Source organism: Embleya sp. NPDC055664, from assembly GCF_053618075.1.
Window position 1 is genome coordinate 83,656 of record NZ_JBSHGZ010000021.1, and the last position, 24,782, is coordinate 108,437.

At 70.6% G+C, this 24,782-nt stretch carries 23 protein-coding genes; 15 read left to right on the forward strand and 8 right to left on the reverse strand.

Features of this window, described 5'->3' with window-relative positions:
* The first annotated feature begins 376 nt into the window (after positions 1-376).
* The 7 genes from ACWGR4_RS28970 (at position 377) to ACWGR4_RS29000 (ending at position 10,600) form a co-directional block, all read left to right on the forward strand.
* Complete coding sequence (locus tag ACWGR4_RS28970) at positions 377-2,314, forward strand: ABC transporter ATP-binding protein (protein ID WP_452130387.1); 1,938 nt, start codon at positions 377-379, stop codon at positions 2,312-2,314.
* Between the two features lie 396 nt (positions 2,315-2,710).
* Positions 2,711-2,890 carry an FxLD family lanthipeptide gene (locus tag ACWGR4_RS28975; RefSeq protein WP_452130388.1) on the forward strand — a complete coding sequence of 60 codons (180 nt, stop codon included), beginning with the start codon at positions 2,711-2,713 and terminating at the stop codon, positions 2,888-2,890.
* A gap of 157 nt (positions 2,891-3,047) precedes the next feature.
* Positions 3,048-5,324 carry a lantibiotic dehydratase family protein gene (locus ACWGR4_RS28980; RefSeq protein ID WP_452130389.1) on the forward strand — a complete coding sequence of 759 codons (2,277 nt, stop codon included), beginning with the start codon at positions 3,048-3,050 and terminating at the stop codon, positions 5,322-5,324.
* A complete protein-coding gene (locus ACWGR4_RS28985) occupies positions 5,288-6,118 on the forward strand; it encodes a thiopeptide-type bacteriocin biosynthesis protein (protein ID WP_452130390.1) in 831 nt (276 codons plus the stop codon). The genes ACWGR4_RS28980 and ACWGR4_RS28985 overlap by 37 nt, the downstream gene beginning before the upstream one ends.
* Positions 6,115-7,344 (forward strand): lanthionine synthetase C family protein, encoded by a 1,230-nt coding sequence (locus ACWGR4_RS28990; RefSeq protein ID WP_452130391.1) that lies wholly within the window; start codon positions 6,115-6,117, stop codon positions 7,342-7,344. Before ACWGR4_RS28985 ends, ACWGR4_RS28990 begins: the two co-directional genes overlap by 4 nt.
* Positions 7,345-7,364: 20 nt before the next feature.
* A complete protein-coding gene (gene fxlM / locus ACWGR4_RS28995) occupies positions 7,365-9,446 on the forward strand; it encodes a methyltransferase, FxLD system (protein WP_452130392.1) in 2,082 nt (693 codons plus the stop codon).
* A 2-nt stretch (positions 9,447-9,448) separates the two neighbouring features.
* Positions 9,449-10,600: a hypothetical protein gene (locus ACWGR4_RS29000; RefSeq protein ID WP_452130393.1), complete on the forward strand. Its 1,152-nt coding sequence runs from the start codon at positions 9,449-9,451 to the stop codon at positions 10,598-10,600.
* Between the two features lie 104 nt (positions 10,601-10,704).
* On the opposite strand, the gene ACWGR4_RS29005 is transcribed toward ACWGR4_RS29000, so the two are convergent.
* A complete protein-coding gene (locus ACWGR4_RS29005; RefSeq protein WP_452130394.1) occupies positions 10,705-11,166 on the reverse strand; it encodes a hypothetical protein in 462 nt (153 codons plus the stop codon).
* 510 nt (positions 11,167-11,676) lie between these two features.
* Entirely contained in the window at positions 11,677-12,579 is a 903-nt protein-coding gene (locus ACWGR4_RS29010; protein ID WP_452130395.1) for a hypothetical protein, read from the reverse strand.
* A gap of 199 nt (positions 12,580-12,778) precedes the next feature.
* Here ACWGR4_RS29010 and ACWGR4_RS29015 point away from each other — a divergent pair, with 199 nt between their 5' ends.
* Positions 12,779-13,831 (forward strand): hypothetical protein, encoded by a 1,053-nt coding sequence (locus tag ACWGR4_RS29015; RefSeq protein ID WP_452130396.1) that lies wholly within the window; start codon positions 12,779-12,781, stop codon positions 13,829-13,831.
* A 185-nt stretch (positions 13,832-14,016) separates the two neighbouring features.
* Positions 14,017-14,778: a hypothetical protein gene (locus tag ACWGR4_RS29020; protein ID WP_452130397.1), complete on the forward strand. Its 762-nt coding sequence runs from the start codon at positions 14,017-14,019 to the stop codon at positions 14,776-14,778.
* 197 nt (positions 14,779-14,975) lie between these two features.
* Here ACWGR4_RS29020 and ACWGR4_RS29025 read toward each other — a convergent pair whose 3' ends face one another.
* Entirely contained in the window at positions 14,976-15,413 is a 438-nt protein-coding gene (locus tag ACWGR4_RS29025) for a hypothetical protein (protein ID WP_452130398.1), read from the reverse strand.
* Positions 15,414-15,634: 221 nt separating this feature from the next.
* Positions 15,635-16,030, reverse strand: a complete 396-nt coding sequence (locus ACWGR4_RS29030; protein ID WP_452130399.1) for a hypothetical protein — start codon at positions 16,028-16,030, stop codon at positions 15,635-15,637.
* Positions 16,031-16,234: 204 nt separating this feature from the next.
* On the opposite strand from ACWGR4_RS29030, the gene ACWGR4_RS29035 reads away from it, so the two are divergent.
* Together ACWGR4_RS29035 and ACWGR4_RS29040 are read left to right on the forward strand one after the other, a co-directional pair.
* Positions 16,235-16,603, forward strand: a complete 369-nt coding sequence (locus tag ACWGR4_RS29035) for a hypothetical protein (protein WP_452130400.1) — start codon at positions 16,235-16,237, stop codon at positions 16,601-16,603.
* A gap of 114 nt (positions 16,604-16,717) precedes the next feature.
* The gene (locus ACWGR4_RS29040) at positions 16,718-16,867 is read left to right on the forward strand and encodes a hypothetical protein (RefSeq protein ID WP_452130401.1); all 150 of its coding nucleotides are present in this window, start codon (positions 16,718-16,720) and stop codon (positions 16,865-16,867) included.
* Between the two features lie 302 nt (positions 16,868-17,169).
* Here ACWGR4_RS29040 and ACWGR4_RS29045 read toward each other — a convergent pair whose 3' ends face one another.
* Complete coding sequence (locus ACWGR4_RS29045) at positions 17,170-17,850, reverse strand: hypothetical protein (RefSeq protein WP_452130414.1); 681 nt, start codon at positions 17,848-17,850, stop codon at positions 17,170-17,172.
* A 297-nt stretch (positions 17,851-18,147) separates the two neighbouring features.
* Positions 18,148-19,587 carry a hypothetical protein gene (locus ACWGR4_RS29050; protein WP_452130402.1) on the reverse strand — a complete coding sequence of 480 codons (1,440 nt, stop codon included), beginning with the start codon at positions 19,585-19,587 and terminating at the stop codon, positions 18,148-18,150.
* 216 nt (positions 19,588-19,803) lie between these two features.
* Here ACWGR4_RS29050 and ACWGR4_RS29055 point away from each other — a divergent pair, with 216 nt between their 5' ends.
* A complete protein-coding gene (locus tag ACWGR4_RS29055) occupies positions 19,804-20,190 on the forward strand; it encodes a hypothetical protein (RefSeq protein WP_452130403.1) in 387 nt (128 codons plus the stop codon).
* Here ACWGR4_RS29055 and ACWGR4_RS29060 read toward each other — a convergent pair.
* Entirely contained in the window at positions 20,112-21,548 is a 1,437-nt protein-coding gene (locus ACWGR4_RS29060; protein ID WP_452130404.1) for a hypothetical protein, read from the reverse strand. The genes ACWGR4_RS29055 and ACWGR4_RS29060 overlap by 79 nt on opposite strands.
* A 123-nt stretch (positions 21,549-21,671) precedes the next feature.
* Between ACWGR4_RS29060 and ACWGR4_RS29065 the strand changes: the two genes are divergently transcribed.
* A complete protein-coding gene (locus tag ACWGR4_RS29065; protein WP_452130405.1) occupies positions 21,672-22,970 on the forward strand; it encodes an IS630 family transposase in 1,299 nt (432 codons plus the stop codon).
* A 24-nt stretch (positions 22,971-22,994) separates the two neighbouring features.
* On the opposite strand, the gene ACWGR4_RS29070 is transcribed toward ACWGR4_RS29065, so the two are convergent.
* Complete coding sequence (locus tag ACWGR4_RS29070; RefSeq protein ID WP_452130406.1) at positions 22,995-24,116, reverse strand: IS630 family transposase; 1,122 nt, start codon at positions 24,114-24,116, stop codon at positions 22,995-22,997.
* A 72-nt stretch (positions 24,117-24,188) separates the two neighbouring features.
* On the opposite strand from ACWGR4_RS29070, the gene ACWGR4_RS29075 reads away from it, so the two are divergent.
* Positions 24,189-24,506: an immunity 53 family protein gene (locus tag ACWGR4_RS29075; protein ID WP_452130407.1), complete on the forward strand. Its 318-nt coding sequence runs from the start codon at positions 24,189-24,191 to the stop codon at positions 24,504-24,506.
* A gap of 96 nt (positions 24,507-24,602) precedes the next feature.
* Positions 24,603-24,779: a hypothetical protein gene (locus tag ACWGR4_RS29080; RefSeq protein WP_452130408.1), complete on the forward strand. Its 177-nt coding sequence runs from the start codon at positions 24,603-24,605 to the stop codon at positions 24,777-24,779.
* Positions 24,780-24,782: the final 3 nt, after the last annotated feature.

Sequence of the window (24,782 nt, forward strand, 5' to 3'; positions counted from 1 at the left end):
TGCGCCAAAAAGCCCCGAACACGACGCTGCCTCGGCCCCCGCGCGAGGCAACAATCGACGAGCGGACCGGGACGGGGCGTACCGCGAGCACTTCGCCTCCACGCGTTCGCGGACAACCGTGTTCCACACGACGACGTCGTCCGGGACTGGTCGTGTCCCCCGGTACTCCGGACGTGCCGCCGGCCCCGCGCCGGCATCGAGACAGAACGGATCGGACCACGACCGGAATCGGAGGCTTCCCCATGGATCGACACCTCGCTCGGCCTCGCAGGCCGCAACCCGCCACGCCACCGCATTCCCCGCCCCGGCACGCGCTCGAGGCGGTGTCCGGGTGATCCGGCCGCGCCGGGGACGGCGTAACCGTGCTGCGGAGGCGATGGCGGTCGGTGACGCGAGCGGCCGGGCGCTGTTCGGCGGGAAGCTCAAACCCACGTGGGGCCGTCACCTGCATCGCGGCGTCCACATGGAACTGTCGTTCCTGGGGACGTTGCGGCGGCTGCCGCGGCTGATCGCCCGGTCGGTGCGCCTGGGCTGGGCCGCGGACCGCGTCGCGCTGTTGGTGGTGGCGTTCGCCCAGATCGGGCAGGGCGTCACCTCCGCGCTGGGGTTGGTGGGCACCAACCGCATCCTGGTCGAGTTGTTCAGTGCCGGGCCGACGCCGGACCGGGTGCGTTCCGCCGCGCCCGCGCTGGTGTTCGTCGCCGCGATGGGGGTGCTGGGGGCGCTGTTGCGGGCGGCGTCCACGGCGGCGACCGGGCGGCTGGAGCCGAAGGTGGAGCGGTTCGCCGAGGTGGAGTTGCTGCGGCGGGTGATGCGGGTGGAGATGGCGACGCTGGAGGACGCCGACTTCAAACGCCTCCTGCAGACCGCCAAGTGGGGCACCAACGCCAGCCGGTTGATGATCACGTACAGCGTGCAGGTCGTCAACGCGCTCGTGTCGCTGGCCGCCGTGGGCACGGTCCTGGCGGTGCTGCACCCGTTGTTGTTGCCGATGATGTTGTTGATCATCCTGCCGCCGGGGTGGGGCACCGTGCGCTCGGCCCGGCGTCGCTACGAAAGCGTCCTCGCGTGGACGGACCATGGGCGGCAGCAGGGGGAGATCGCCTGGGCGTTGACGGCGCAGAGCGCCGCGCAGGAGGTCCGGGTGCACGGCGCGGGGCCGTACCTTTTGCACCACTATGAGCGTATGGCGGCTGCGGCGGAGGCGGAGAAGGAGCGGTTGGCGAAGGCGGAGGCGGGCACGGACCTGGTCGCGTCCGCGTTGTCCGGGGTCGCGTCGGGGTTGACGTATCTGACACTCGCGTGGCTGTTGTTGAGCGGTCGCGCGGATCTGGCAACCTCCGGCACTGCCGTGTTGGCGATCCGCACCGGCACCTCAAGCCTGGGCACCCTGGTCACCGGGATTCAACACCTGTACGAGCAGGCGCTGTTTGCCAACGACCTCCGGGAGGCGTGCGCCCAGGCCGATCTGCACGCCATCCCCACGAGCGGGAGCACGGTCGGCGCGCCGGACACGGTGCGGGTCAAGGACGTGTCGTTCACCTATCCCGGCCGGGACCGCAAGGCCCTCGACGGGGTGGACGTCACCCTGACCCGGGGCACGATCGTGGCGTTCGCCGGGGAGAACGGCTCGGGCAAGACGACGTTGGCGAAGCTGATCGCGGGCCTGTACCGGCCCGAGAGCGGCAGCATCGAGTGGGACGGCGTGGATGTGGCCGACGCCGACCGCACCAGCGTGTTCGATCAGGTCGCCCTGGTCCCGCAGGACTTCGTCCGGTGGGACCTCACCGCCCGCGCGAACATCGTTCTCGGCCGGCCCGACATCGACACCGGGCCCGACGAGGACGCCCTGTGGGCGGCGTGCGAGTACGCGGGCGCCGGGCCTGTGGTCGAGGAACTGCCGCGCGGGCTGGACACGTTGCTCGACCGCAACTACGAGGGCGGCGTCGAGTTGTCCGGCGGGCAGTGGCAGGCGATCGCCCTGGCTCGCGAACGGTACCGGCGTGCGCCCGTGGTGATTGCGGACGAGCCCACCTCGGCGCTGGATGCCCGCAAGGAGATCGAGACGTTCGCCCGTATCCGCGCGCTCGTCGCCGACGGCACCATCGTCGTCCTGATTACCCACCGCCTCGCCTCGGTCCAACACGCCGACCACATCTACGTCCTCGACAAGGGCCGCATCGCCGAACACGGCACCCACGGCGAGCTCATGGCGCGGCGCGGAGGTTACGCGGACATGTTCACCCTCCAATCCGACCAATACGGAGGCGGGCGCAATGGCACCGGGTGCAACGTGCCGTCGGCGCGCCGATGATCCGGCGAGCGAGCGCCGTCCCAGGCGTCGGGTGTCGGCGGCGATTCCATCGGAGGCCGGGCGCGTGCGTGTGGTGCCCCGGTGTGGGCGCAGAAGGCGCGCCGCGCCACCTGTTGCGAATTCCCTTTACAGGGTCGCCGGTTGGTCGGTCGCGGATGCATCGTGCCCAGGACATGGCCGATGCATGTAGTGATCATGCGGATGCGATCGGACACCCAGGGGTCGGGGGTCGCGGTGGGTGGGTGTTCGCGGGGGCGCGGGGATCGGAGCCGGAGCGTGTTCCCGGGTGCGCGGGCGTCCACGCTGTCGGGGCGCGGCGGGGGTTCGCGTGCTCCGCCACGGCGACGGGGTGTCTTCGACCGGTGCACTGTTCGCCAAGGAAGCGGAGAGATTCACATGACCACGGGCGTCACGGAACAAGAGCCGGTCGTGCGGCCGGTCGTCGATCCCGACGACGAGGGCTTCGACCTGGACATCAGCATCCTGGAGATCGCGGACCCGAACGGTCTGATCACCATGACCGACGACAACTGCGGATCGACGTGCAAGAAGACCACCTGCATCACGTCCTCCTGAGTGGCTGCCGGCCGCCTGGGCCCGGTTCCGTCGGGACGGGCGGCCGGTTGTCGTCCCCTTGCAGACACACGATCTTGGGAGGGCTCGGGTGGGTTCCACGAACGGTGCGGCGCGTAGTGCGGGATTCCAGGTTGTGGGCGGGGTGTTGCTTCGTGCCGTGCATCCGATCCCAACAGCGCCGCCGTTGCCCGACCCGGCCGGTTCCGGGCCGGACGCGGCCGCGGCGTGGGCGGGGTGGTTGCGGCGGGTGTGGGCGATGCCGAGGGTGGTCGAGGCGATAGCTCACGCGAGTCCGGTTCTGGATGCGCGTGTGCGTGCGTTGTGCGCGGCGCGTGTCCCCGACGCGGGCGGCACGCGCGCGGCGGCGTTGTCGGTGGCCCGCTACCTGCGGCGGATGGCCGAGCGCCCGACGCCCGCGGGGTTGTTCGGCGGGATCGCCCCGGTCCGGTTCGGCGAGGGCGCGTCGGTGCGATGGGGTCACGACCATCGGGGTGTCGCCCGGGCCGACGCGCGATGGCTTGCGTCGGTGATCGACCGTCTGGAGTCGACGCCGGGCGTCGTGAGGTCGATACCGGTGGTCGCCAACGACACGGTGTTCGTCCGCGGCGGCCGCCTGGTGGTGCCGTACGGTCCCGGCGCGGATCCGGCGGGCCCGGCGGTGGAGGTGTCGTTGCGGCACACCGGCCCGCTGCGGACGGCCCTGGAGTTGGCGGCGGTTCCGATCGTGTACGCCGATCTGGAGTCGCGGCTCGGGGAGCTTTTCCCTGGCGTCGCCCGGGAGCGGGTGGCCGCGCTGGTCCGCGACCTGGTGACACGAAGGGTCCTGCTCACCGCGCTGCGGGCGCCGGCCACGGAAGCGGACGCGCTGGGGTACGTGCTGCGGATTCTGGACGCGGCCGGTGTCGATGCCGGCGCCGACGCGCTGCGGCAGGTGCACACGCTCCTCGCCCGGCACCGGGACGTCGGGGTCGGACACAGTGCCGGGCGGCGGAGTGTGGCGGCGGCGCGGATGCGGGAGGTGCAGGAGTGCGTGCGACATCCGGTCGCCGTCGATGTGCGGCTGGACGCGGACGTGGTGCTCCCGGCGGCGGTGGCGCGTGAAGTGGAGTCGGCGGCCCGGTTGTTGGCGCGGTCGAGTCCGTTGCCGCACGGGTCGCCGGCGTGGGCGGACTATCACCGACGGTTCTATCGCCGGTACGGCGCGGGCGCGCTCGTGCCGCTGCTCGACCTGGTCGCCGACGACGGGATCGGCTGGCCGGACGGATACCCGGGCACGTCGGTGCCGGAGAGAGCGCTTCGCCGGGGGGAGCGGGACCGGGTGTTGTCGGCTCTGGCCCAGCAGGCGGCGTTGGAGGGGTGCACGGAGGTGGTCGCGGACGAGGCGCTGTGGACGAGCCTGGCGCCGGCGGATGCCTCGCAGGTGTGGCTGCCGCCGCACCTGGAGGTGGTGGTGCGGGTCGAGGCCGCCGACGTCCGGGCGTTGGACCGCGGGGACTTCCGGGTGGTGGTGTCGTCGGTGTCCCGGGCCGCGGGTGTCGTCGCCGGGCGGTTTCTCGACGTACTGGAGCCCTCGGCGAGCGCCGAGTTCGCCGCAGCGTATGCGCGGCTGCCGGCGGGGGACGCGGCGACCGTCACCGCCCGGTTGTCGTTTCCGCCGTTGGATCCGGCGGCCGGGCACGTGGCCCGCACTTCGCGGGTCTCGTCGCGGGTCGTCTCGCTCGCGGAGCATCGCGACCGCCTCGACCCGGACGTGGTCACGGCGCGGGACCTGGTCGTGGGCGCCGACGCGCACCGCCTCTACCTCGCGGTTCCGAAGTGGGGCCGGCGGGTGGAGGCGTGGGCACTGCACGCGTTGAACCTGCGCCGACACACCCCGCCGTTGGCACGGTTGGTGACCGAGTTGTCCCGGGCGACCTGCTGCCAGGTCGTCGACTTCGACTGGGGCGCGGCGGCGCACCTGCCGTTTCTGCCCCGGGTGCGGGCGGGGCGCGTCGTGTTGTCGCCCGCACGGTGGCGGCTGGAGGCCGCCGAGGTTCCGGGGCGGTCGGCGCCGTGGGCGCTGTGGGACGAGCGTTTGACCGAGTGGCGACTGCGACGACGGTTGCCGGCCCGTGTGGTGTTGGTGGACGGGGATCGCGGGTTGCCGCTGGAGATGGACGAGGTCGCGGACCGGGTGTTGCTGCGCGAGCACCTGCGCAAGCGGTCGTGCGCGGTGCTGGAGGAGGCCCCGACCACCCACGCCCACGGTTGGCTGGGCGGCGGGCGCACGAGGTCGTGGTACCCGTCGCGGCCGCCCACCCGCCGTCCTGGCCGTGCCCTCCGGCGCCCGTCGCGGAGCGGATCGTCGGTCGTGATCACGCCCGTACCCCAGGCGCATCCGCGCTGCTGTACGCGCGCATGTACGGCGATCCCCGGCGCCAGGACACGATCCTGAGCGAGTACCTGCCCGCGTTGGTGAACGGTTGGGACCCCGACGGGGCCGGTCCTCCTCCCGTGTGGTGGTTCCTGCGGTTCGACGACGGCGCGGGCGAGCACCACCTGCGCCTGAGGATCGCCCTGCCCGACGCCGGCGCCTGCGGCACGGCCGCGGGCCGGGTGGGGGCATGGGCCGACCGGTTACGGCGCGACGGTCTGCTGCGGGAGACGGTGTTGGCGACGTGTCACCCGGAGACCGGACGATGGGGCGACGGCCCGGCGTTGGCCGCCGCACAGGCCGTCTTCGCCGCCGACTCGCGCGCCGTCCTCGCCGAACTGGCGCGCCCGGCCCCACCCGACGGGGACCGCAGGGCGACGGTGGCCGCGCACCTGCTCGCGATCGCCGCCGCGTTCACCGGCTCCCCCGACGCCGGGGCGCGATGGCTCATCGCGCACGTGTCGCGCCACCCGCCCCGACCGCTGCCCCGCCCACTGTTCGACCGCGCCGTACACCTGGCCGACCCCCGGGACGACTTCCGCGCCCTGCACGCCGAGAACGCCCCGACCGACGCACCGAACGGGGCCTGGGCCGCCCGCGCGCAGGCAATCCGCGCATACCGCGGGCACGTTCCCGGCCCGCACACCCGGGGCATCGACCCGGACGCCGTCCTCGACGCACTCCTGCACGCCCACGTCCTGCGCGCCGTGGGCACCGACCGCGCCGACAAGGCCGCGTGCGCATACCTGGCACGCTGTGCCGCACTGGCCCACGTCGCCCGCGCCGGCCGACACGACGGGAGGGACGGGCGGTGACCCCGGACGATGCCCTCGCCGTCGCGGACAACCTCGCCGACCCGACAGACGCCCGCCTGCCGACCGGTGACCCGTGGTGGGCGTTGTCGCTGGCCCACGGCGCACCCGGCATCGCGCTCCTGCACACCGAGGCCGCAGCCGCGGGACTGCGACCGTGGAAACGGGTGAAGGACTGGCTGGCGGTCGCCGCCGCCGCACCGGTCAGCGCCGCCGACGGCACCGGCGCCTTCTACGGCGCGCCCGCACTCGCGCACGCACTGACGGCAGTCGACACCGTACGTCCCGGCTCCTACGCCCGGGCTCTGGAGATGTTGGACGCGCGGATCGCCGCGCACGCGCAAAACCGCGTCCGCGCCGCCCAAGCCCGACTCGACACCGGAGAGTTGCCGCACCTGGCGGAATTCGACACGCTCCGGGGCCTGGCGGGCATCGGCACGCACCTGTTGCGCCGCGACCCCGACGGCGACACCATCCGCGCCGTCCTGACGTACCTGGTGCGCCTGACCGAGCCGACGACGGACGCCCGCGGCCGGGTGCCCGGCTGGTGGAGCCCGACCGGGCCCACCGGTCGATCCGACGAGGCATTCCCCGGCGGCCACGGCAACGCCGGTATGGCGCACGGAATTTGCGGCGTGCTCGCCACACTCGGCCTCTGCGCCCGACGCGGCGTCACCGTCCCCGGCCAGACGCAGGCCATCGACGCCGTCCGCGGGTGGCTCGACACCCACCGCCTGAACACCCCATACGGCGCCCGATGGCCGTACCTGCTCACCCGCGACGAACACGCCCGGAACCCCGCGCCCGCACGCCTGCACCACCACGGGGCGCAGCGGCGTCCGTCGTGGTGTTACGGCACCGCGGGTGTTGCCCGGGCCCTGCAGCTCGCGGCCTTGGCCACCGGGGACGAGGCGGCGCGGCGCGCCGCCGAGGCGGCGCTCCTGGGCGCGTTGCGGGACCCGGAGCAGCGGTCTCTGATCGTCGATGGATCGCTGTGTCACGGACACGCCGGACTGGCGCGTATCACCGCGCGCGTCGCCGACGACGCCGACGCGGACACCGCCGTCGCGCTGCGGTCGGTGATCCCCGAGCTCCTGGAAGCCGCACGTGCGCCCATCGCCGGTCCCGGACCCGGTCTGCTGGAGGGAGCCGCCGGCATCGCGCTCGCGGTCCTGACGCCCTATCGCGCCCCGGCCGGCGACTGGGACACCTGCCTGTCGATCGCCTGACCTGTCGAAGGAGCACCGCGATGCCGGACACCGCATGGCAGCACTACGCGATCACCCTCGCGCACCCCGAAGATGCCTCCGCCGCCCGTCATCTCGCGCCCGCCCTCGAGGACGCCCGTGCCTCGGGCCGAATCGGCGCGTGGTGGTTCCTGCGGAAGTCCCCCACCTGGCGCCTGCGGATACAGCCCGACACCGACACCGACGCCGCCGGCGACATCCTCACAGCGCTCACGACCGACGGGCACCTCACCGCCTTCGTCCCGGGCACCTACGAACCCGAGACCCTCGCCTTTGGCGGAACCCGTGCCATGGCCACAGCCCACGAATTGTTCCATCACGACAGCCGGCACATCCTCGCCCGCGCCGCCCTTCCCGACCCGCCACCGCTCGGACCCCGCGAGACGACCGTCATGCTCTACGCCACGCTGCTGCGCGCCGCAGGCCAGGACTGGTTCGAACAAGGCGACATCTGGTCCGGGATCGGGGACCTGCGCCCGGCCCCCACAACGCCGATGCGCGCCCGACACCGGGAAGCCCTTCGTCGCCTGACGACCACCGACCCGGCACGCGTCCCGGAACTCGTCCCCGCAGCGTGGACACAAGCGTTCCGCGACGCCGGCCACGCTCTCGCGGAACTCCACCACACTGGGGTTCTCGAACGGGGTCTGCGGGCCGTCCTGGCCCACCACTTCATCTTCGCCGCCAACCGTGCCGGGCTCTGCGCCCGCGACCAAGCCACCCTCGCCGCCCTGGCCGTCGACGACGTCTTCCACCACCGCGCCCCGACGCACCACCACCGTCCCACCGTTCCCGCGGAACACCCCGAGCCCACTAAGGTCCGTGAAATGACGAACACCCTCGGTGACAACCCGGCATCTTTCGCTGCCACAACCACCCTGCGCCACCGTCTCGCCGACCGCCTGCACGACGAGGGCACCGTCCGCAGCGCCCCCGTCCACGCGGCCCTGCGCACCGTGCCCCGCCACCTGTTCGTCCCCGACGCGCCGATCGAGGACGCGTACTCCGACGAAGCCGTCTACACCAAGACGAAGAACGGCGTCTCGCTCAGCGCCGCCTCACAACCGACGATCGTCGCCACCATGCTCGAACAACTCGCCGTCGAACCCGGACAACGCATCCTCGAAATCGGCGCCGGCACCGGGTACAACGCCGCGCTACTGGCGGCGATCACCGGCCCCGACGGACACGTGACCACCATCGACGTCGACCAGGACCTCGTCCACGGAGCCCGGGCCCACCTCGATGCCGCTGGCATCACCGGCGTCGACGTCATCCTGGGCGACGGCGCTCTCGGACACCCCAAAGCGGCACCGTACGACCGTGTGGTGGCCACCGTCGGCGCCCACGAGGTCCCCACCGCCTGGCTGGACCAACTCGCCCCCGACGGGCTCCTGCTCCTGCCCCTGCGTTTGGCCGGCGCCGTCTCGCGCACCATCGTCTTCGAACGCGCGACGGGCGCCTGGGTCGACCGCGGCAGCGAGATGGCCGTGTTCATGCCGCTGCGCGGCGGCATCGGCGACGACTCCCGCACCATCATTGACCTCACCGGCACGGGAGAGGTCACCCTGCAGACCCACCGCGACAACCACCCCCACACCGAACCCGCCACCCTGACCGGTGTCCTGGACACCCCCCGTCACACCGTCTGGACCGGTGTGACGTTCGGCAACGGGGAATCCTTCGAGTGGCTGGACCTGTGGCTCGGCTGCGCCCTGGCCAACCCGATCATGCGCATGAACGTCGAGCCCGGCGCCCGCGAACGCGGCCTGGTCTCACCGATGTTCCCCATCGCAGCCATGGCCACCACCACCCCCGCCGGCGCCTTGGCCTATCTCACCGTCCGGGCCGGCGAACCGCTCGACGGCGGCGCTCGGCATGAGGTCGGTGTGATCGCCCACGGACCCGAGGCGGGTGCCCTCGCCGAGACCATCGCCGGGCACGTCCGGACGTGGAACCGGGACCAATTCCACACCCGCACCGTCCGCTTCGCCCTCGAGGACCGGCCCGCCCCCGCCGACCCTGCCGACGGACGGTTCGTCCTGGCCCGGCCGGACCACCCCGTCACCGTCGCGTGGCAATAGCCATGGACGCCACCGGGCGCGCCGCGCGCCGCTTCCCTCTCATCCCCCGACCGCGCCCCGTCTGTCGCCCGCTACCGGAGCGCGTCGCGGAACTGGCCGCGGACGCGCGGGAGGCGGCGCGCACCGGCGATCGCACGGAGGCGTCCGCCGTCCACAACCTCGCCGCCCTGCTCGCTTCCGACTGCGGCATGCCCGACCTCGCCCGCCTGTGGTGCCACCGACACGCCGACCTGTATCTGCACGCCCGGCCCTTGGACGCGCAGGCCGTCCGCCAGGCCCTCGAACCCCTGATCAACCTCGCCCGGCTCCGCATCCGCGCAGGCGACGGCCCCGGCGCCCACACCCTCGTCGACGCGATCCACACCGCCGTCGCCACCCGCACCGACACCACCGTCGACGGCATCCACATCCCCGCGTCCTCCATGGCCACGACCCGCGACGAACACCGCGAGATACGAAGCTGGTTGTGGGCCGTCCTCCTCGCCACCACCGCCCGCGCACTCGCCGCCTCAGGACGGTGGGAACACGCCCACGCCCACCTGGCCGCGCACAGGGGCATCGGCCGGCGCATGCTCGACGGCCGCCAGATCGCGGTCCTCACCCACGCGACGACCGGCAACCCGACCACAGCCCTCGAACTGTGCGCCACCACCACGCCCGGCGAACCGTGGGAACAAGCCGTCACCGCATGCCTCGCCACGCTCTGCGAGCCGGACCACCCCGACGCCTCCCGACTCCCCCACCTCTACCGAACGGCCGTCGACCCCCGTCTCCCAGGACTGAGCGTCTTTCGCTGCCGCCTCGGCCTGGCCATCGTCGACGTCCTCTCCCCACACCACGCCTGCGCGGCACACACCGTCGGCCACGACCTCATCCGACACATCACCGCCGAACCCGACGGATACACCGCCCGCGACCTCCTCACACACCCCTTCTGCTCGGCCCTCCTCACCACCGCCCGAACACGACGACTCGCCACGACCGTGCGTGCCTGCGCACTCGGCGCCGGCACCCTGCCCCCGGCCGTGCGCACCGAGCTCGACACCGCGCTCACGATCGCGGCAACCGTGATCGCGCACACCCCGAGCGGAGGCGGCGCTCGGCCCCCACCGCCGAAACCCGACGCCGAGAGAACGCGAAGTGCCCTGCCATGACCCGACGGGCATCGTCGGCCCGCACCCGCCGGTGTCGGCTCGGTCTTCAAGATCCATCTGTCAGACCCGAGCGAGACCCGGCCGACGACGCGGCAGCCGTCGAGCTATCCGGCGGTCACCGTCCGAGAGTTGTATACGCGGATGAACTCGTCGAGTCGGGCCAGTTGTTCGGCGTTGAAGGCGGTCTCGGGCACGGTGGCCACAGACCGCGGCGCCGTGCGGATCACCAGCAGTCCGAACTGCCGCCGCACACCCAAGGTGGCCGTCCACCGTATGCTCGCCGTACTCACCCCGGGTCGTTCGCGCGTGAATCCCTCGTCGTCGAGCACGACGTCGATCACTCCCTGCCCGATCAGCGCACGCACGTGCCTGCCGTGCACGAACACCATGAAAAGCACGAAGAAGACCGACCACAGACCCATCTGGAGACTCCCCATGGGGAACGCCAGGAGCATCACCGCCACGGGCACGGCGACCACCCCCCAGCGGCCCCACCTCGGATAGGCCGCGAACGTCGCTGCGGCACCGGTCCGCCACGTGTGGGTGTACGTCGTAGAGATCAGCATGTGCGGATGCTAGAAGGAGCCGGGGACACCCGATCCGGCGGCCCATCTCGCCCGTCGACCGAGCAGGGTCGACAACTCCCACAGGCAGGGTTCCTCGGGACACGTTCGCGGACGAGCTTCACGGAGCAACAGCAACCGATCGGCACATCGACCCGTGGACGCCGGCGCTGCACGGTAGCGGCCACTGGGACGTGCATCGGCGTTCGGTTCCGGACGACGCGCGGATTTCAGCGCCGGATCCGTCACGAACGCGCCCACGCCGGCCCAGAGCAGCGTCGTGATCGTGTCTGTCCTCACTCGCTGTTTCGTCAACAACCGTGTTGCCGACGCGACTTGGCGTCCGCGTACACACCGTCCGAACGGTGTGCCCATCCCACTGGCACGAGCACGCGCCCGTGATCGTGCCGCTCACGTGCGTGGGACGACGCGTCGGGGGTGTGGTCCGGCTCTTCCTCGCGGCGTGGAAGCCGGGGCCTGCCTGCCTCGTTCGCCTGGGACGTGTCGTTCGTCCTATAGGCCGGCCCGGGCCAGGAGCGCTTCCGCCTGTTCCCGGGTGAGTATCGGTGGGGCCGGTGGCCGTGTGCGGTCGCCGCCGACGTTGGGGTTGCGGCGGTACGTCAGGATCCACTGGGCGACCGGGTTGTCGGTGTTCAGGGTGGCCACGATCCGCTCGCGCAGGGCCGGTGGGGTGTCCGGGCGGGCCGCGATCGCGTTGCGGACGAACATGTCGGGGTCCTCGGCGAGTCGGTCGCGCAGGTTCGCGGGAAGGTCCGGGTGGTCGGCGACGGCCACGCGCACGGCGGGATCCGGGTCGGCGGCCAGTTCCGGTGAGGGGCCCGCATGATCGACGGCGGCGGCGCGGGTCTGGGGGTCGGCGAGGAGTGCGGGCAGCAGGTCCGCCGGTGGGACCCATTTGTGGATACTGCTCGTGCGGACGTTCGGGTCGGGATCGGTCGTCAGGGCCCGACGCACCCGGTCCGGGGCATCGGGCCAGTGGTGGACGATCTCCCGGCGCACACCGGGATTCGGGTCCGCGGCCAGGCGGGCCCGCAGTTCCGGTGGCAGATGATGGTTGCCCGCAAGGAATGTCCGCACGGAGGGATCCGGATCGTCCGCCAGTCGGGCAAGCAGCCCCGGCGGATCGTCGGCGACGCTGCTGGCGATTCCGCACCGGACGATCGGCTCCGGGTGCTCGGCCAGGCGGGCCCTGATGTCGGCGGGGACGCAGGCGTTGACCGAGAGGGAACGTATGGAGCCGAGCGCGATGATCTCCTCGATCATCGCCTCGGTCAGGTCCCCGCGCAGCAGCGCCGCCGTGCGGCGGGCCTGCGGGTGTCGGAGCAGGCGCCATACCAGGTCGGGCGCGAGGTCCTTTTGGGCCGCCAGAGCGTCCAGTTCGGCTTCCAGACTCATGGCCGCAGGCTAACGGGTGAGAGGAATCCGGACGGTCGACGCAGCCTCCGTCGACGGATCCTCGACACCCGACAAGGTGGTGGGTCCGTAGGTTCAACGCGCGGCCCGGACCGCCGTCCCTGTGGCGTCCGGACCGCGGCCGCCCCGGCATTCGCCGGGCGCACAGTATGACGCGAGTTCCCCGGGATACGAGACGCGCTTGCGCGAAGTCGGCGGGACCTGTCTTCGTTTAGGCGTCGGGTCCAGGCCGTCCGTCATCACCTGCGGCGAGGCATGTCGGTGCCTGCGGCCGGGGGCGTGGTGGCGGGCCGATACCCTCGCGGACGTGCTCCACGAGGCAACGAAGGACATGGACAAGGGCGTTCCGACAACCGCGCGCCTTCGCGGTGTACTGAGCCGTGCCGGGCGCGTCGTGATCGTGGAGGGCTCTCCCGGCGAAGCGGACTCCGCGGGCGTGGCGAGGATCGTGGTGACCGGTGCCGGGATCACCGATTTGGCCCGCGTGCTGGCCGTCGTGGACGGCGGCACCGGCGACCGGTGCCTGTGCATTGGCTGGCCGACGATCCTGATCTACGGCGTGGTGGGCGAGCCGGTGGCCGTGTGGACGCTGCACCACCAATCTCGTCTTCGGGGAATCGGGGATTGCGATGCCGAGCTTCGGGATGGTCCGGCGCTCACCGAGTGGCTGGCGGAGCGAGGCCTGACCGGATCTCGGGACGTTCAGGCGGACCTGGCGGTGCAACGAGCCGAGGATGAGCAGCGTCGGCTGCGTTGGCTGAATGCCGCGCCCGCCGGGTTGCGGGACGTGGCCACCGAGGTCTCCGGTCCGCCGGGTCGTGACCGCCAGGCATGGTCGGATCGGCTGCGCAACGCCGAGACCCGGCTCGCCACGCTCGTCCGAGACGGCCATCCCGACGGAATCGAGCGTGTCGGCGTCCTGTTGGCATGGGCCGGGGCTTCCGCCAGGGAGTCCGCCGGCGGCCTGATGTGGTACGACATGGCCATCGAGCGGATGCTGCTCGCCGAGGACCCCGACCTCATCCTCACGGCACTCGTCACCGGCTCGCCGAACCCGGCCCGACTGGACGGCGCGGCCCAACTCTTCGGCTCTCTCGAATGGACCCGAGCGCACGGCAAGGACCTGCCCGAGCCGCTGCGGTCGATGCTGATCGGGCACATCCGGGCGGACGGCACCGACCAGATGAGGTTCCTGATGCGCCACGGCTACTACGGTGCCGAACGATCCGCCTGACGGAACGCCGCAGACCGTCCTCCCGCCGCCCCACGAGTCGCATGGACGCCACCCGGGGCTCGCTTGGGAATCCGTCCTCGAAGGCATCCGATCATGTCGGCGCACATTCGCTCGCGAGGTGAAATTCGAATCGTCGGTCGCTCAGGTCGCTCCGCACGGCGCACAGGCTGGTTGAATGCGCTCCCATGACGGATTGGCCGCGGCTGTATCACTTCGGGGGCCCGGCGGACGACATCCCCGTGCTGTTCGCGAACCTCGCGCCGCACAACCGGGAGCGGACCTGGCGAACCCTGCACGACAGGCTGTGTCGGGACGAGAGCGTGTGCCCCGCGAGCTTCGCCGCGTTGCCCCTGTTGTGGGAGGTCGCCGTGGACGGCACCCCGGAGGATCGGGGCGCCGCGGTGTTCCTGGCCGGTGAGATCGTCTCGGTGGGACGCCGGTACCGCGAATACGACTCGGCGCTGGAGCCGTACGCCGCGCGGATCGCGGAGATGGCGGTCGTCGCGGACGCGCATCTCACCGACTACGCACACCAGGCGCACCACATCCACGGGTTGTGCAACATGCTCGCGCTCGAAGGGCATCTCGCCTGGGCGTGGGGGCTCGACGACCTCACCGACGCGTTCCTCGCCGTCCACTGCCCGCACTGCGGCGCCGACGTCACCATCGCAGTGGGTGATTACGGCCACTACTCCGCGATCCGCGACTGGCACCGGGGCGACATCGACCGCCGGCCCCTGCGCCCGACCGCGCCCGAGGAGATGGCACCTCTGGGTGCACGACTGCGTTCGATCGCGATCCGCGACGGGCAGGCCTCGCTCGCCCGCGGCCTGCCGTACATCTTCGGAGCGGCACAATGCCCGCCCTGCGGACGCTCCTTCGCGATCGCCCCCGCGTTCGAGAAACGCATCGCGTCCGACGGCACGCCCCAACTCTCGGGAACATGAACGCTCCGACCGCGCCCGGGAAACCGTCGGCCCGGGCCCCGGCCCACCGCGGTTCGGGCGCATCGCGTCGGAAGCAGGGCTCTGGAGGCGGAGCAGCACGCCTGCACCAGCGCGGCGCTTTCGCCTCGACCGGGGCAGGGGGTACTCGCGCCAAAGCCGTGACACGAGGGCTGTCCTCGGCGCGGCCGGAGGCGTCGTCACCAGGCCGGTCTGGGGTCGCGCAGGTGTGGCGGGGTCTGTGCGGGCAGGGCTCGCGACCCGTCGGTACGCAGGAGGAAGCCGGGATGCGGCGCGAATTCGAGAGTTGCCGGCGCCGGGAGATGGAAGCGGCGCGTGCGCGGAAGCGGAACCTCGGCGAGTTTCCCGTCGTGGAGCATCCACAGGCCGAAACACTCGTCGTCCACGTCGTGCATCAACACCTGCACGCTGCCCGGAATCGGCCACGCCAACGATTCCAGAGACCGCAACAACCCACTCCTGCCGCTCTGGCGCGGAAACTCCGCCGCCCACCCGTAGCCGCCCAGCACCTCGATCGGCTCGAACCTCCCCCGCCACGAACGACTCTCGTCGAAACGCGTCAACGGCTCCATCACCTCGTGCGCATGCAGCGCCAACACGACAACCTCGGCATCCATACCCATCCCGGGATACCACCCCATCCCCTCCGCCCGACGCAACCCGATTCCCGGATGGCCCGATCCTCGGGAACACATCCCGGTGATCTTCGCCGACCAGGGCACCCGAAGCGTCGAGCAAAGTGACCGAGACACGGGCCCATCTGCCCGAGCAACGAACTGCCCGACACGACCCGCCTTCCGACCTGTATGCACCGGTGCTCGATGCGGCACCGGTTCGATCAATCGATCAAGGCGGCGATACGACGGATGAGTTCGAGCCCTTCCTTCGCCGCGATTGCGAGATGTGGATCCTTGATCCGCGGCTGCGCCCACTCCAGTTCCAGCCTCACGGACCTCACTGCCGACAACATGTCCGGATCCAACCCGAGGTCGGTCTCCCCTCGGCACCCTCCGACACGCAGTCGCCCCGCGAGCGCCTCGACTCGATCCGACGAAAAGCACGCCAGGACGCGCCGCCCGAATCCGTCCGGATCGAGTATCGGATGCTCGATCGTCCAGCCGAACCGATCAGCCATCGTCACATAGACGCCCAGCCAGTTCACTCCCAGAACGCCGGAATGCGCCCGGAATCCACTGCGGCGACCACGATTCGACAGCTCGATCGAAATCCTCACGCGGGTGATTGTCCGGATCGGCCGGCGCGTACATGGCATCCGTCTTCAGCAAGTCGTTGATTGCGCCCCATGCCTGAAGGTGCATGTCCGCCGGCACGCAGGCGGCCATCCATGCACGCTGGTCCGCAGGCCTGTCGACACGTAGCCGCTCATACGGGTCCAGTGGTTCGCTCATCACCGCCGCAACTCATCTCCGGAATTGAGGTGCACGCCACCGCGTGGAACCGGCTCGACTGTTCCGACCCGTCGACGGGCGCCAACCTCACCCACCGCGCATCCCCGAGCCCGCAGCGCGAGATGCCCGTCGACGAGCACTACCTGGACTACTTCTTCTGCGGTCTGAGTGTCTCGCCCACCGGCCGCCGCATCGTGTCGGACGGATGGATGTGGTCCCCCTGCGGTGTCCTGGCGACGTGGGACCTCCAGGCGTGGCTGACCGACAACCCCTACGAATCCGAGGACGGCCCCAGCCGCCGTGAACTCGCCCCCAGACTCGGGCCCCAGGACGCCCCTCGAGTCTGGCCCGACGACCGGCGACTCGCAATATGGGGGTTCGGCGTGGACGAGCAATAGCACGACGGTGTAAGAATCTTCGACACGGAATCAGGAACGGAGACCGACTGGTTCCCCGGACCGGCCGCCGACCTCGCCGTCGACGGCACCCTCCTGTACTCCCTCCAACCCCGCGTGACCGTCTACGAGATCGCCACCGGCCTGCGACTCCTCGTCGAACCGGACTTCGCGGCCCAATCCCGCCGCCCCCGCATGGGACGCCCGCTCGCGATCGACGACACCGGACACGTCGAATTCGCCGAGGTGACCGACACCCGGGACTGAAACACCCAGGGTTCGCACCGAGATTCCGGCGGACCATTTCCTCGGCACACACCCACCGCCACGGGCCACCCTCCAGCCGCCGGGAAAGGTGAGGATTCGTCGAAGCCGGTCGTGCAACAGCCGGCAATGGCAGAGCCGACGACGGCGATGAAGTCGGCGTAGAACCCGAAGCGATCACGAGGCGGACGAACGTCGCGCCGCGCTCGGAGAAGGCGGCAGAACTTGGAGCCGGTACGCCGCGGGCGACCACCCACGGTCACCATGTGGCTGGACTCCCCCATCGCCTCAACGACGGCCGAAGCTCACATCTCGTCCCGGCCCGGCTGCGGGTAGCCGATCTCGGTGATGTCCTCGGCCAGGTCCGTGAGGGAGACCTCCGCGTTCAGCGACGACACGAGCTCGTGGCTCAGCGGCCGCAAGGCATACACGTCACGCACCGCTCCCAAATCCACGGGAACCTCGTAGTAGTCCTCGGCGAAGCGCCGGAACGCTTCCGGCGAACGGTCGACCAGGAGTTCGAACAGACGCGTCGCCCCGTCGGGGTCGGAAGACCCGGCGGGGAAGTCGATCGCGCCGTGCCGCCACCGATCATCCGTCGACTCCCGCCACAGGCAGGCCGTCACGACGGGGACATCGTCCTCGTCGGTGAACGCAGGTTCCTCGACGAACGGCCCGAAGACCTCCGGAACCTCGTCGATCACCCCCGGCCAGGGCTCGCCATCGTTGGCATACGGGCTCATCGGTGCCTCGTGGTCGAAGCCGCGAACATAGACCCCGGCCGCCGAGAACACGACGGAGTACTCGTCCCCCGACCCGTTGCGCATCGACGCCATCTCCTCGCCGTCGGCCCAACCGGCATTGAAGGAGTGGTACCGCCCTTCCCAGTGCGGGCTCAAAATCGCATCGAGCATCGCCAGTGAACGGCACACGTTCCGCAAATCGGCGATCGAAGGAAGCAGGCGAGCTACGTCATGGACAGTCACGTGCCCATCCAACCGGACGCTCCTGACATCCGGAGTCTCCCCCAGAGCCGTTCCGCTCTGCGGCGGGGCGGGCAGCACGGTCGGTCGACTCGCGTCGACATACGCGAGTCCACCACGTCGTCGAGCGGCCCGGTTCGACGGCGACGGTCGGGGTGCGACCTCCGTCGTCCGCCGGTCGAAGCCGCCGACGCGGCGCGCCGCAAGGAACTGTGTGTGCCTGTTCGGCCTCCCCACGAGGTGGACATCGTCTCCCGCTGTCAAAAAATGGGGACAGAGCGGTGACGGCGCCGGAGAGGGTCAGGTCACAGGCGCGCTCCGGCCGGCTCCGGTCGCGACGTGCAGGGCACCCCGGTGCAGGTCGAGACCGCGGGCGGTGGTGGGCTTGCCCACGCGGACAAGCCGGCCGGGGCCCTGGAACGCATCGGTGCGAATGCGGAAGGTGTCCGGATCGGCGCAGTCGACGGTGCGCAGGCGCCAGGGGGCCGAAAAGTTTTCGTCGCTGCTGGGTGGCAGGGCGAAGTGGAGTTGGGCGGCGGCCGGACGCTCTGTCCCGTAGTCGGTGTGTGTCGCCGTCCAGGAGGCCATGACGAGAACCGCCTGCGACGGCGTACGCGACACGGGCGAGCCGTCGTCGAGGGAGGGGGTTGTTCGTTGTGCGGGGCGAGGGGTGTCGATGATGTCGGGGCGGCCCGCGCGTTGCTTGAGGACGGTGGCGATCCAGCGGGTGATCTCCGGGTCGCCTTGGTCGGCCCAGGCTCGGATCACGTCCCGGAAGGCCGCCTCGCGGCGGCAGGCGCCGCGTTGCGACCCGGCGGCCAGGATCGCTTCGCTCGCTCCCGAGAAGGCTTCGCACAGCTTCGTCACCGGGACGTCGTCCGCGTGGGCGGCGTAGCGTACGGAACGCAGTTCCAGCATGGCGTGGTGCAGGAGTGTGGCGGCGGCGTGCGCGTCGGGGTCCAGATCTGCGCCCGGCGGCCGACGCGGTGGATTCGATCGGCTGGTTCGGGCGGGAGTGGTGGCGTCGGCGCGGCGGCCGGTGGTCGACAGGTGCCATGAGCGGTCGTCCAGGCGATACTCGCCGCCGGCGGCGCGGAGCCGACCGCTCGGGCCCAGGGAGATCCCGACCTCTCGCGGCCCGGTGTGCAGGATCGCTCCCCGGGTGTCGGCGAGGTCGAAGGCGATGTCGGTGACGTCGTCCAACCACACGTCCAGCAGGGCGGGCGGCGCGGCCTCGTCGACGGCGAACCTGCGATCGGCGACCAGTTGGACAAAGGCGGTCAGGCGGGTACCGGCACGCTCGACCCGCAGGTGACGGACCGACGCCGCCGCCAGATCGTAGTCGGAGGACAGTTCGTCCACGTTTGGGTGCGTGAGCCGGCATTGCGGTGCCATCACGTGTCCGCGATAGTCCCGGCCCGGCATGTGCGGACCGGCCGGTGGTAGGAGCGGTTCGATGTCGTACCCGGCGATCGCGGCCTGCTCGGTCATCCACCCGCGGCGCCGCTCCCCGAAACCGGCCATCCACTCCAGTACGATCCTCGCCCGCCGCTCGCGTCGACCGGCGTTGGACGTGCTCGCGGCCCAGAACAGGGGAAACAGATTGTTGTCCCACACATCCGCCGACTCGCGAATGGCTTCCCGGTCGAACCGGCGAACATCCGCCGCGGCGTCCGCCATCCGATCCAGCGAACGATCCAGCAGCGCCGCCAGGACGGACATCGCCGACGCCGGACGCACGGGCGAGCACGGTGCGTCGGACGGTGGAGGGACAGGTATGGCCACGTCGTGATCGTCGCACATCCATCCCGGCAGGCCCGAGCCGGCAAGGGCCGACCGCGAACAGCGTTCGGCGAACGACGATTTCGGCCTCCTTCCGCGTCCACACCGCACCGTGGATCCCGCGATTGGCTCCGTTCTCGAAGCGAGACCATGCACCGCCTGTACGGTTCTGCCATGACCGCGGCCGAGTACCCCATGTTGGTGCACGCATTTCCGGAACTCGCCGCCGAGATCGACGAGTTGCTGCGCGCCGACGGCGACGACGCGTTGGCCGGCGTGGTGGGTGGCCTGCGGTACTTCGGACAGTGCACGTGCTCGCCGACGTGCCTGCTGACCGCTCCACGGAGTTCGCCCTGCTCGTTCGTCGCCGAGCTGGAACGTGAAGCGGACGTCGTGATGTGGTTGTGGCTCGACGCCACGGCAACGACTGTCACCCACATCGAGATCATCGACGGCCGTACCCTGGCCCCGCCGCCCGACAGTCAAGACAGCCACGGCCACCACGTTCCCGGTTCACCGGACGTACCATCGGCCTCCGAGGAGCGTGTGCCCAACGAGTAACGCGGCTCGATTCGGGCCGTCCTCTCACCTGCCCGCAGGAGCGATCCTCGGTCCAGTATTGGCGAGCTGCCGCGTGGGTCGGGAGGGCCGAGGCGTCCGCGGAACCGTTCCGGTTCCGGGTCGAGTTCCGCACCTGTCCGACCCGCCGCGATGACGCGCTGTTCGACGTCGACATCGCGACGGTCGGCACTGCGCGTCCGCGCCGAGGCTCGCCACGACGTCGTCAGAAGGGCGGGTCGTCGGCGCATCCCTCCATGCGAGGCCAAGGATCGCGCGGCGCCGGACGCGCGTGGGTGTCGTGGGCGCGATCGCGACGCTTTTCCGTGGTTGCCCGGTACGGCCTCCGTGGGTGTTGCCCACGGGTCGTCCGTCTCGTGTTCGACGTCGTCGGGGTCGAGGAGTGTGCGCAGGCAGCGGTGGAGGGCGGTGTCGCCGGTGTGGTCGATCGCGCGCATCCGGGGCAGTGGCGCCATCAGTCGGGCGGTGGTCTCGGTCGCGCAGGCGTCCAGGGTCGTGCGCAGTTCGTCGGGGACGGGTGCGTCGGTCAGGCACAGCCACCCGATGGCGGCGCTCGTGCGCACCTCGGGCGGGTTCGCGGGATCGCGCCACAGGGCCCGGACCCAGGCCTGGCATCCGGTGTCGGCCTCGGGGTGTTCGTGGGCGAGTTGTGCGACGGCGAGCACCAGGCTGGCCCGCACGGTCGGGTCGTCCTCGACCCGCAGGCGTGCGTGGAGGGCGCGGCGAATGTCGTCCAGGCGGCCGGAGGTCGCCGCCAGGACGTGGGCGGCGGCGGTGCGGATGTCGGTGTCGGGGTCGTCGAGCAGCGGGAGGAGGAGGTCGGCGTCGGTGGCGATCGCCGTGCGGGCGGCCTCGATGGCCCAGTTCCCCGGGTAGCCGGTCGGTTCGAAACACCACCCGTCGGCGACGCGGAGGAATTCCTCGCGGGTACACGTCGACGGGCCGCGGGTCCGGCGTGCCGTCTCCGCGGCCAGGACCAACGCCTCGGCGCGGCACCGGCCGGCGGGGTCGGCGGCGATCCGCAGCAGGAACGGCACGGCCAACGCGCACGGCGACCACGAAGTGTTCGCCAACCATCCTCGCAGGCCGCGGAGACCGTGGCGGACCGTTTCGGTGTCGTCGGACCGCAGCTCGGCCACGTTTGTCGCGGCCTGCGGCCCGCACGGAAAGCGGTCCCACGGCAGGCGTTCGTGCGCGAACGTGTCCCACACCCCGCGCGGCACCGACGCCACCACCGCCCGCACGTCCAACGGACCACCCACCTGATCCTCGAAGTCCCCGTTGACCGGAAACGCCCGTGCGACCGCTCGAAAGGCCGGATCGTCCCGCCACCACGCCATGCCCGACTCCCCTTCACCCAGGAACCCGACCGCACACCGACGATGCTCACGACGAACCACCGACCGGCGCGGGGACCTAGTGTGCTGCACCTGAATTCATAGTCTTAAGTTGCTATTTTCGGTATGGCGAGTTCGGGGCGGTCTTCGGCGGAGTTCGTATTGACCGACGACGAGCGTGATCGGTTGGTTCGTTGGTCGCGGGGCTCGTCGAGGTTGGCGGTGCGTGCACGGATCGTGTTGCGGTGTGCCGAGCCGGACGTCGTGTATGCGCGGGTCGCCGCCGATGTGGGCGTGTCGGAGATGACGGTCGGCAAGTGGCGCAAACGGTTCGCGGAATCGCGGGTCGAGGGTTTGGAGGACGCGGGGCGTTCGGGTCGTCCGAAGGCCGTCCTGACGCTGACGGACGTCGAGCGGGGGCAGTTGACGCGATGGGCACGTCGGGCGAAGACCTCGCAGGCGCTGGCCTTGAGATCGAGGATCGTGTTGGCGTGCGCCGAGGACGCATCGAACAAGGGTGTCGCCGCCCGGCTGGGGACGACGCCCTCCATGGTGACCCGGTGGCGGCGCCGCTTCGTGGAGTCCCGATTGGAGGGCCTGGCCGACGAGTTGCGTCCCGGCCGGCCGCCGTCGATCCTGCTCGACCGGGTCGAGGACGTCGTCGTCGCGACGTTGGAGACGTCCCCGCGAGGCGCGACGCACTGGTCACGGGCCGCCATGGCGGAACGCACCGGCCTGTCGAGATCTACGATCGGACGGATCTGGCACAGATTCGACCTCAAGCCGCACGTCCAGGACACGTTCAAGCTGTCCACGGACCCGCAGTTCGTGGAGAAGGTCGTCGACGTCGTCGGTCTGTATCACCACCCGCCGGAGAGGGCCGTGGTGCTGTGCGTGGACGAGAAGTCCCAGGTCCAGGCGTTGGACCGCTCCCAGCCCGTGTTGCCGATGATGCCCGGCATGCCGGAACGACGCACTCACGACTACCAACGACACGGCGTGACGAGCCTGTTCGCGGCCTTCGACATCGACGACGGCACCGTCATCAGCTCGCTGCATCGCCGTCACCGGGCAGTGGAATTCAAGAAGTTCCTGGTCAAGATAGACAAGGCAGTGCCCGCCGAACTCGACGTGCACCTGATCTGTGACAATTACGCCACCCACAAGACGCCCGCGATCAAGGCATGGCTCGCGCGACATCCGCGCTTCAACGTTCATTTCACGCCCACCGGCTCCAGTTGGATCAACCAGGTCGAGCGATGGTTCGGGCACCTGACCGACAAGCTCATCCGCCGCGGCACCCACAGATCCGTGCAAGCCCTCGAAGCCGACATCCGCGACTGGATCCGAACCTGGAACGAGGACCCGAGGCCGTTCGTCTGGACCAAGACCGCCGACGAGATCCTCAACTCCCTAGTGCTCTGACCGCATAGGTTCACCGGTTTGGGGTCAGGCTGCGTCGGTGAGGGGGCGTCCGCCCCAGCGGATGGCTTTCGCGCTGCGAATACGGGCGCGTTCCTTGCGTTCGGCGGCGAGGACATCGCGGTGACGGGCGTTGGCGTTGCGCCAGCGCAGGTAGCGGTGCAGCTCACGGGTCTGGACGGTGTGGTTGGGGTGGTTCGAGTTGGCCAGGGTGAACTGCCGCAGGGGTCCGAAGTGTGCTTCGATCGGGTTCGCCCAGGAGGCGTTGGTCGGGGTGAAGCACAGTTCGACCCGGTTCTTCCTGGCCCAGGCGCGGATCTTCGCCCCCTTGTGGGCGGACAGGTTGTCCATGATCACGTAGATGGGTGCGCCGTCGGGTCGGGCCGCACGGATCGATCTCAGCGCGGCCGGGGACCGGGCAGAGCCTTTGTGACGGCGGTTGACGCCCCACAGGGTGTCGTCGCCGATGGAGTAGCAGCCGTGGAAGTAGGTGACGCCGTGGGTGCGGTGGTAGGTCGCCGGGATGCGGTCGGGCTTGGTCTGGGCAGCCCAGCAGGAGCCTGCGGTGGGACGGATTCCCAGCGGGCCGAATTCATCGAAGGCGAACACCCGGTCAGGGAAGTGCTCCAGCACGTGTTCGATCCGGTCCAGTTTGACTTCGCGTTGAGGGTCGGTGGACTCCTTCCACGTCTTGGTGCGTTGGAAGGTGACGCTGCGTCGGGCGAGCAGGCAGCGCAGGGCCTCGCGGCCGATGCGGATGACGCGGCCGTGGACTTTCCGCAGGTAGGCGGCGAGTTTGCGCAGTGACCAGCGGGTGAAGGGCTGGCCGAGCCTGGCGGGGCGGGTGGTGGCCGTCTTGATGACGAAGTCCTCGTCGTCAGGGCTGAGTAGGCGGGGACGGCCTCCCGCCCACTGAGGGTCCAGTGCGGCCAAGCCGATCTCGTTGAAGCGGTGGATGACGTCGCGCACCGTGTCCTCGTCCGCCTGCACGAGTTGGGCGATGACCGGCACGCGGTTACCGCCGGCGGAGGCCAGCAGCATCATCGCGCGCCGGTAGCGCACCGAACTGGTGCTGCCCCGCCGCACGATCTGCTGCAACCGCTGCCCCTCCTGATCGGTCAGTCTTCGCACACGTACCGGCTCGGCCATCGCGACCCCCAGAGCAAGTTGTGCCATCCGCGGTCCGGCCCTGGACTCGCGGCTGACCTAGCATCTCGTGCCATGAACAAAGCCGAGAACGTCTTGGAGTGGCTGCAGGCCTGGTACTCCGCACAGTGCAACGAGGACTGGGAGCACGAGTGGGGTGTCAAGATCGAGACGCTCGACAACCCCGGCTGGTCCGTCCGCATCGACCTGGAGGACACCGACCTGGAGGGACACGACTTCCCCCACCAGGACCTCAAACGCAGCAAGAATGACTGGGTCATGGCCCGGACCTCCGACATGACCTTCGACGCCGCATGCGGACCAGGCAACCTCACCGAGGTACTCGTCCTCTTCCGCAGGTGGGCGATGGAGAACACCCCCAACGAACGGTAAGACGGCCCCAACCTGATACCTCCAGCTCCGGACACCACCCCAAGCCGGTGAACCTATGCGGTCAGAGCAGTAGCGAGCCACAATGCCCAGGACGGCGTGCAGTTCGTCGACGTCGATCATCCGCGTGGTCGGGTCGGCGAACTGGCCGGTCGTCGGGGGTTGATGCTCACCCTCACGCGATGCGGCCTCGGGCACAAAGACCCGGCAGAGGCGGGCTACGCGCTGTCGGCGCGTCGGATTCACTCCGAATGTGATCTCGAATCGGTGCGATGATGC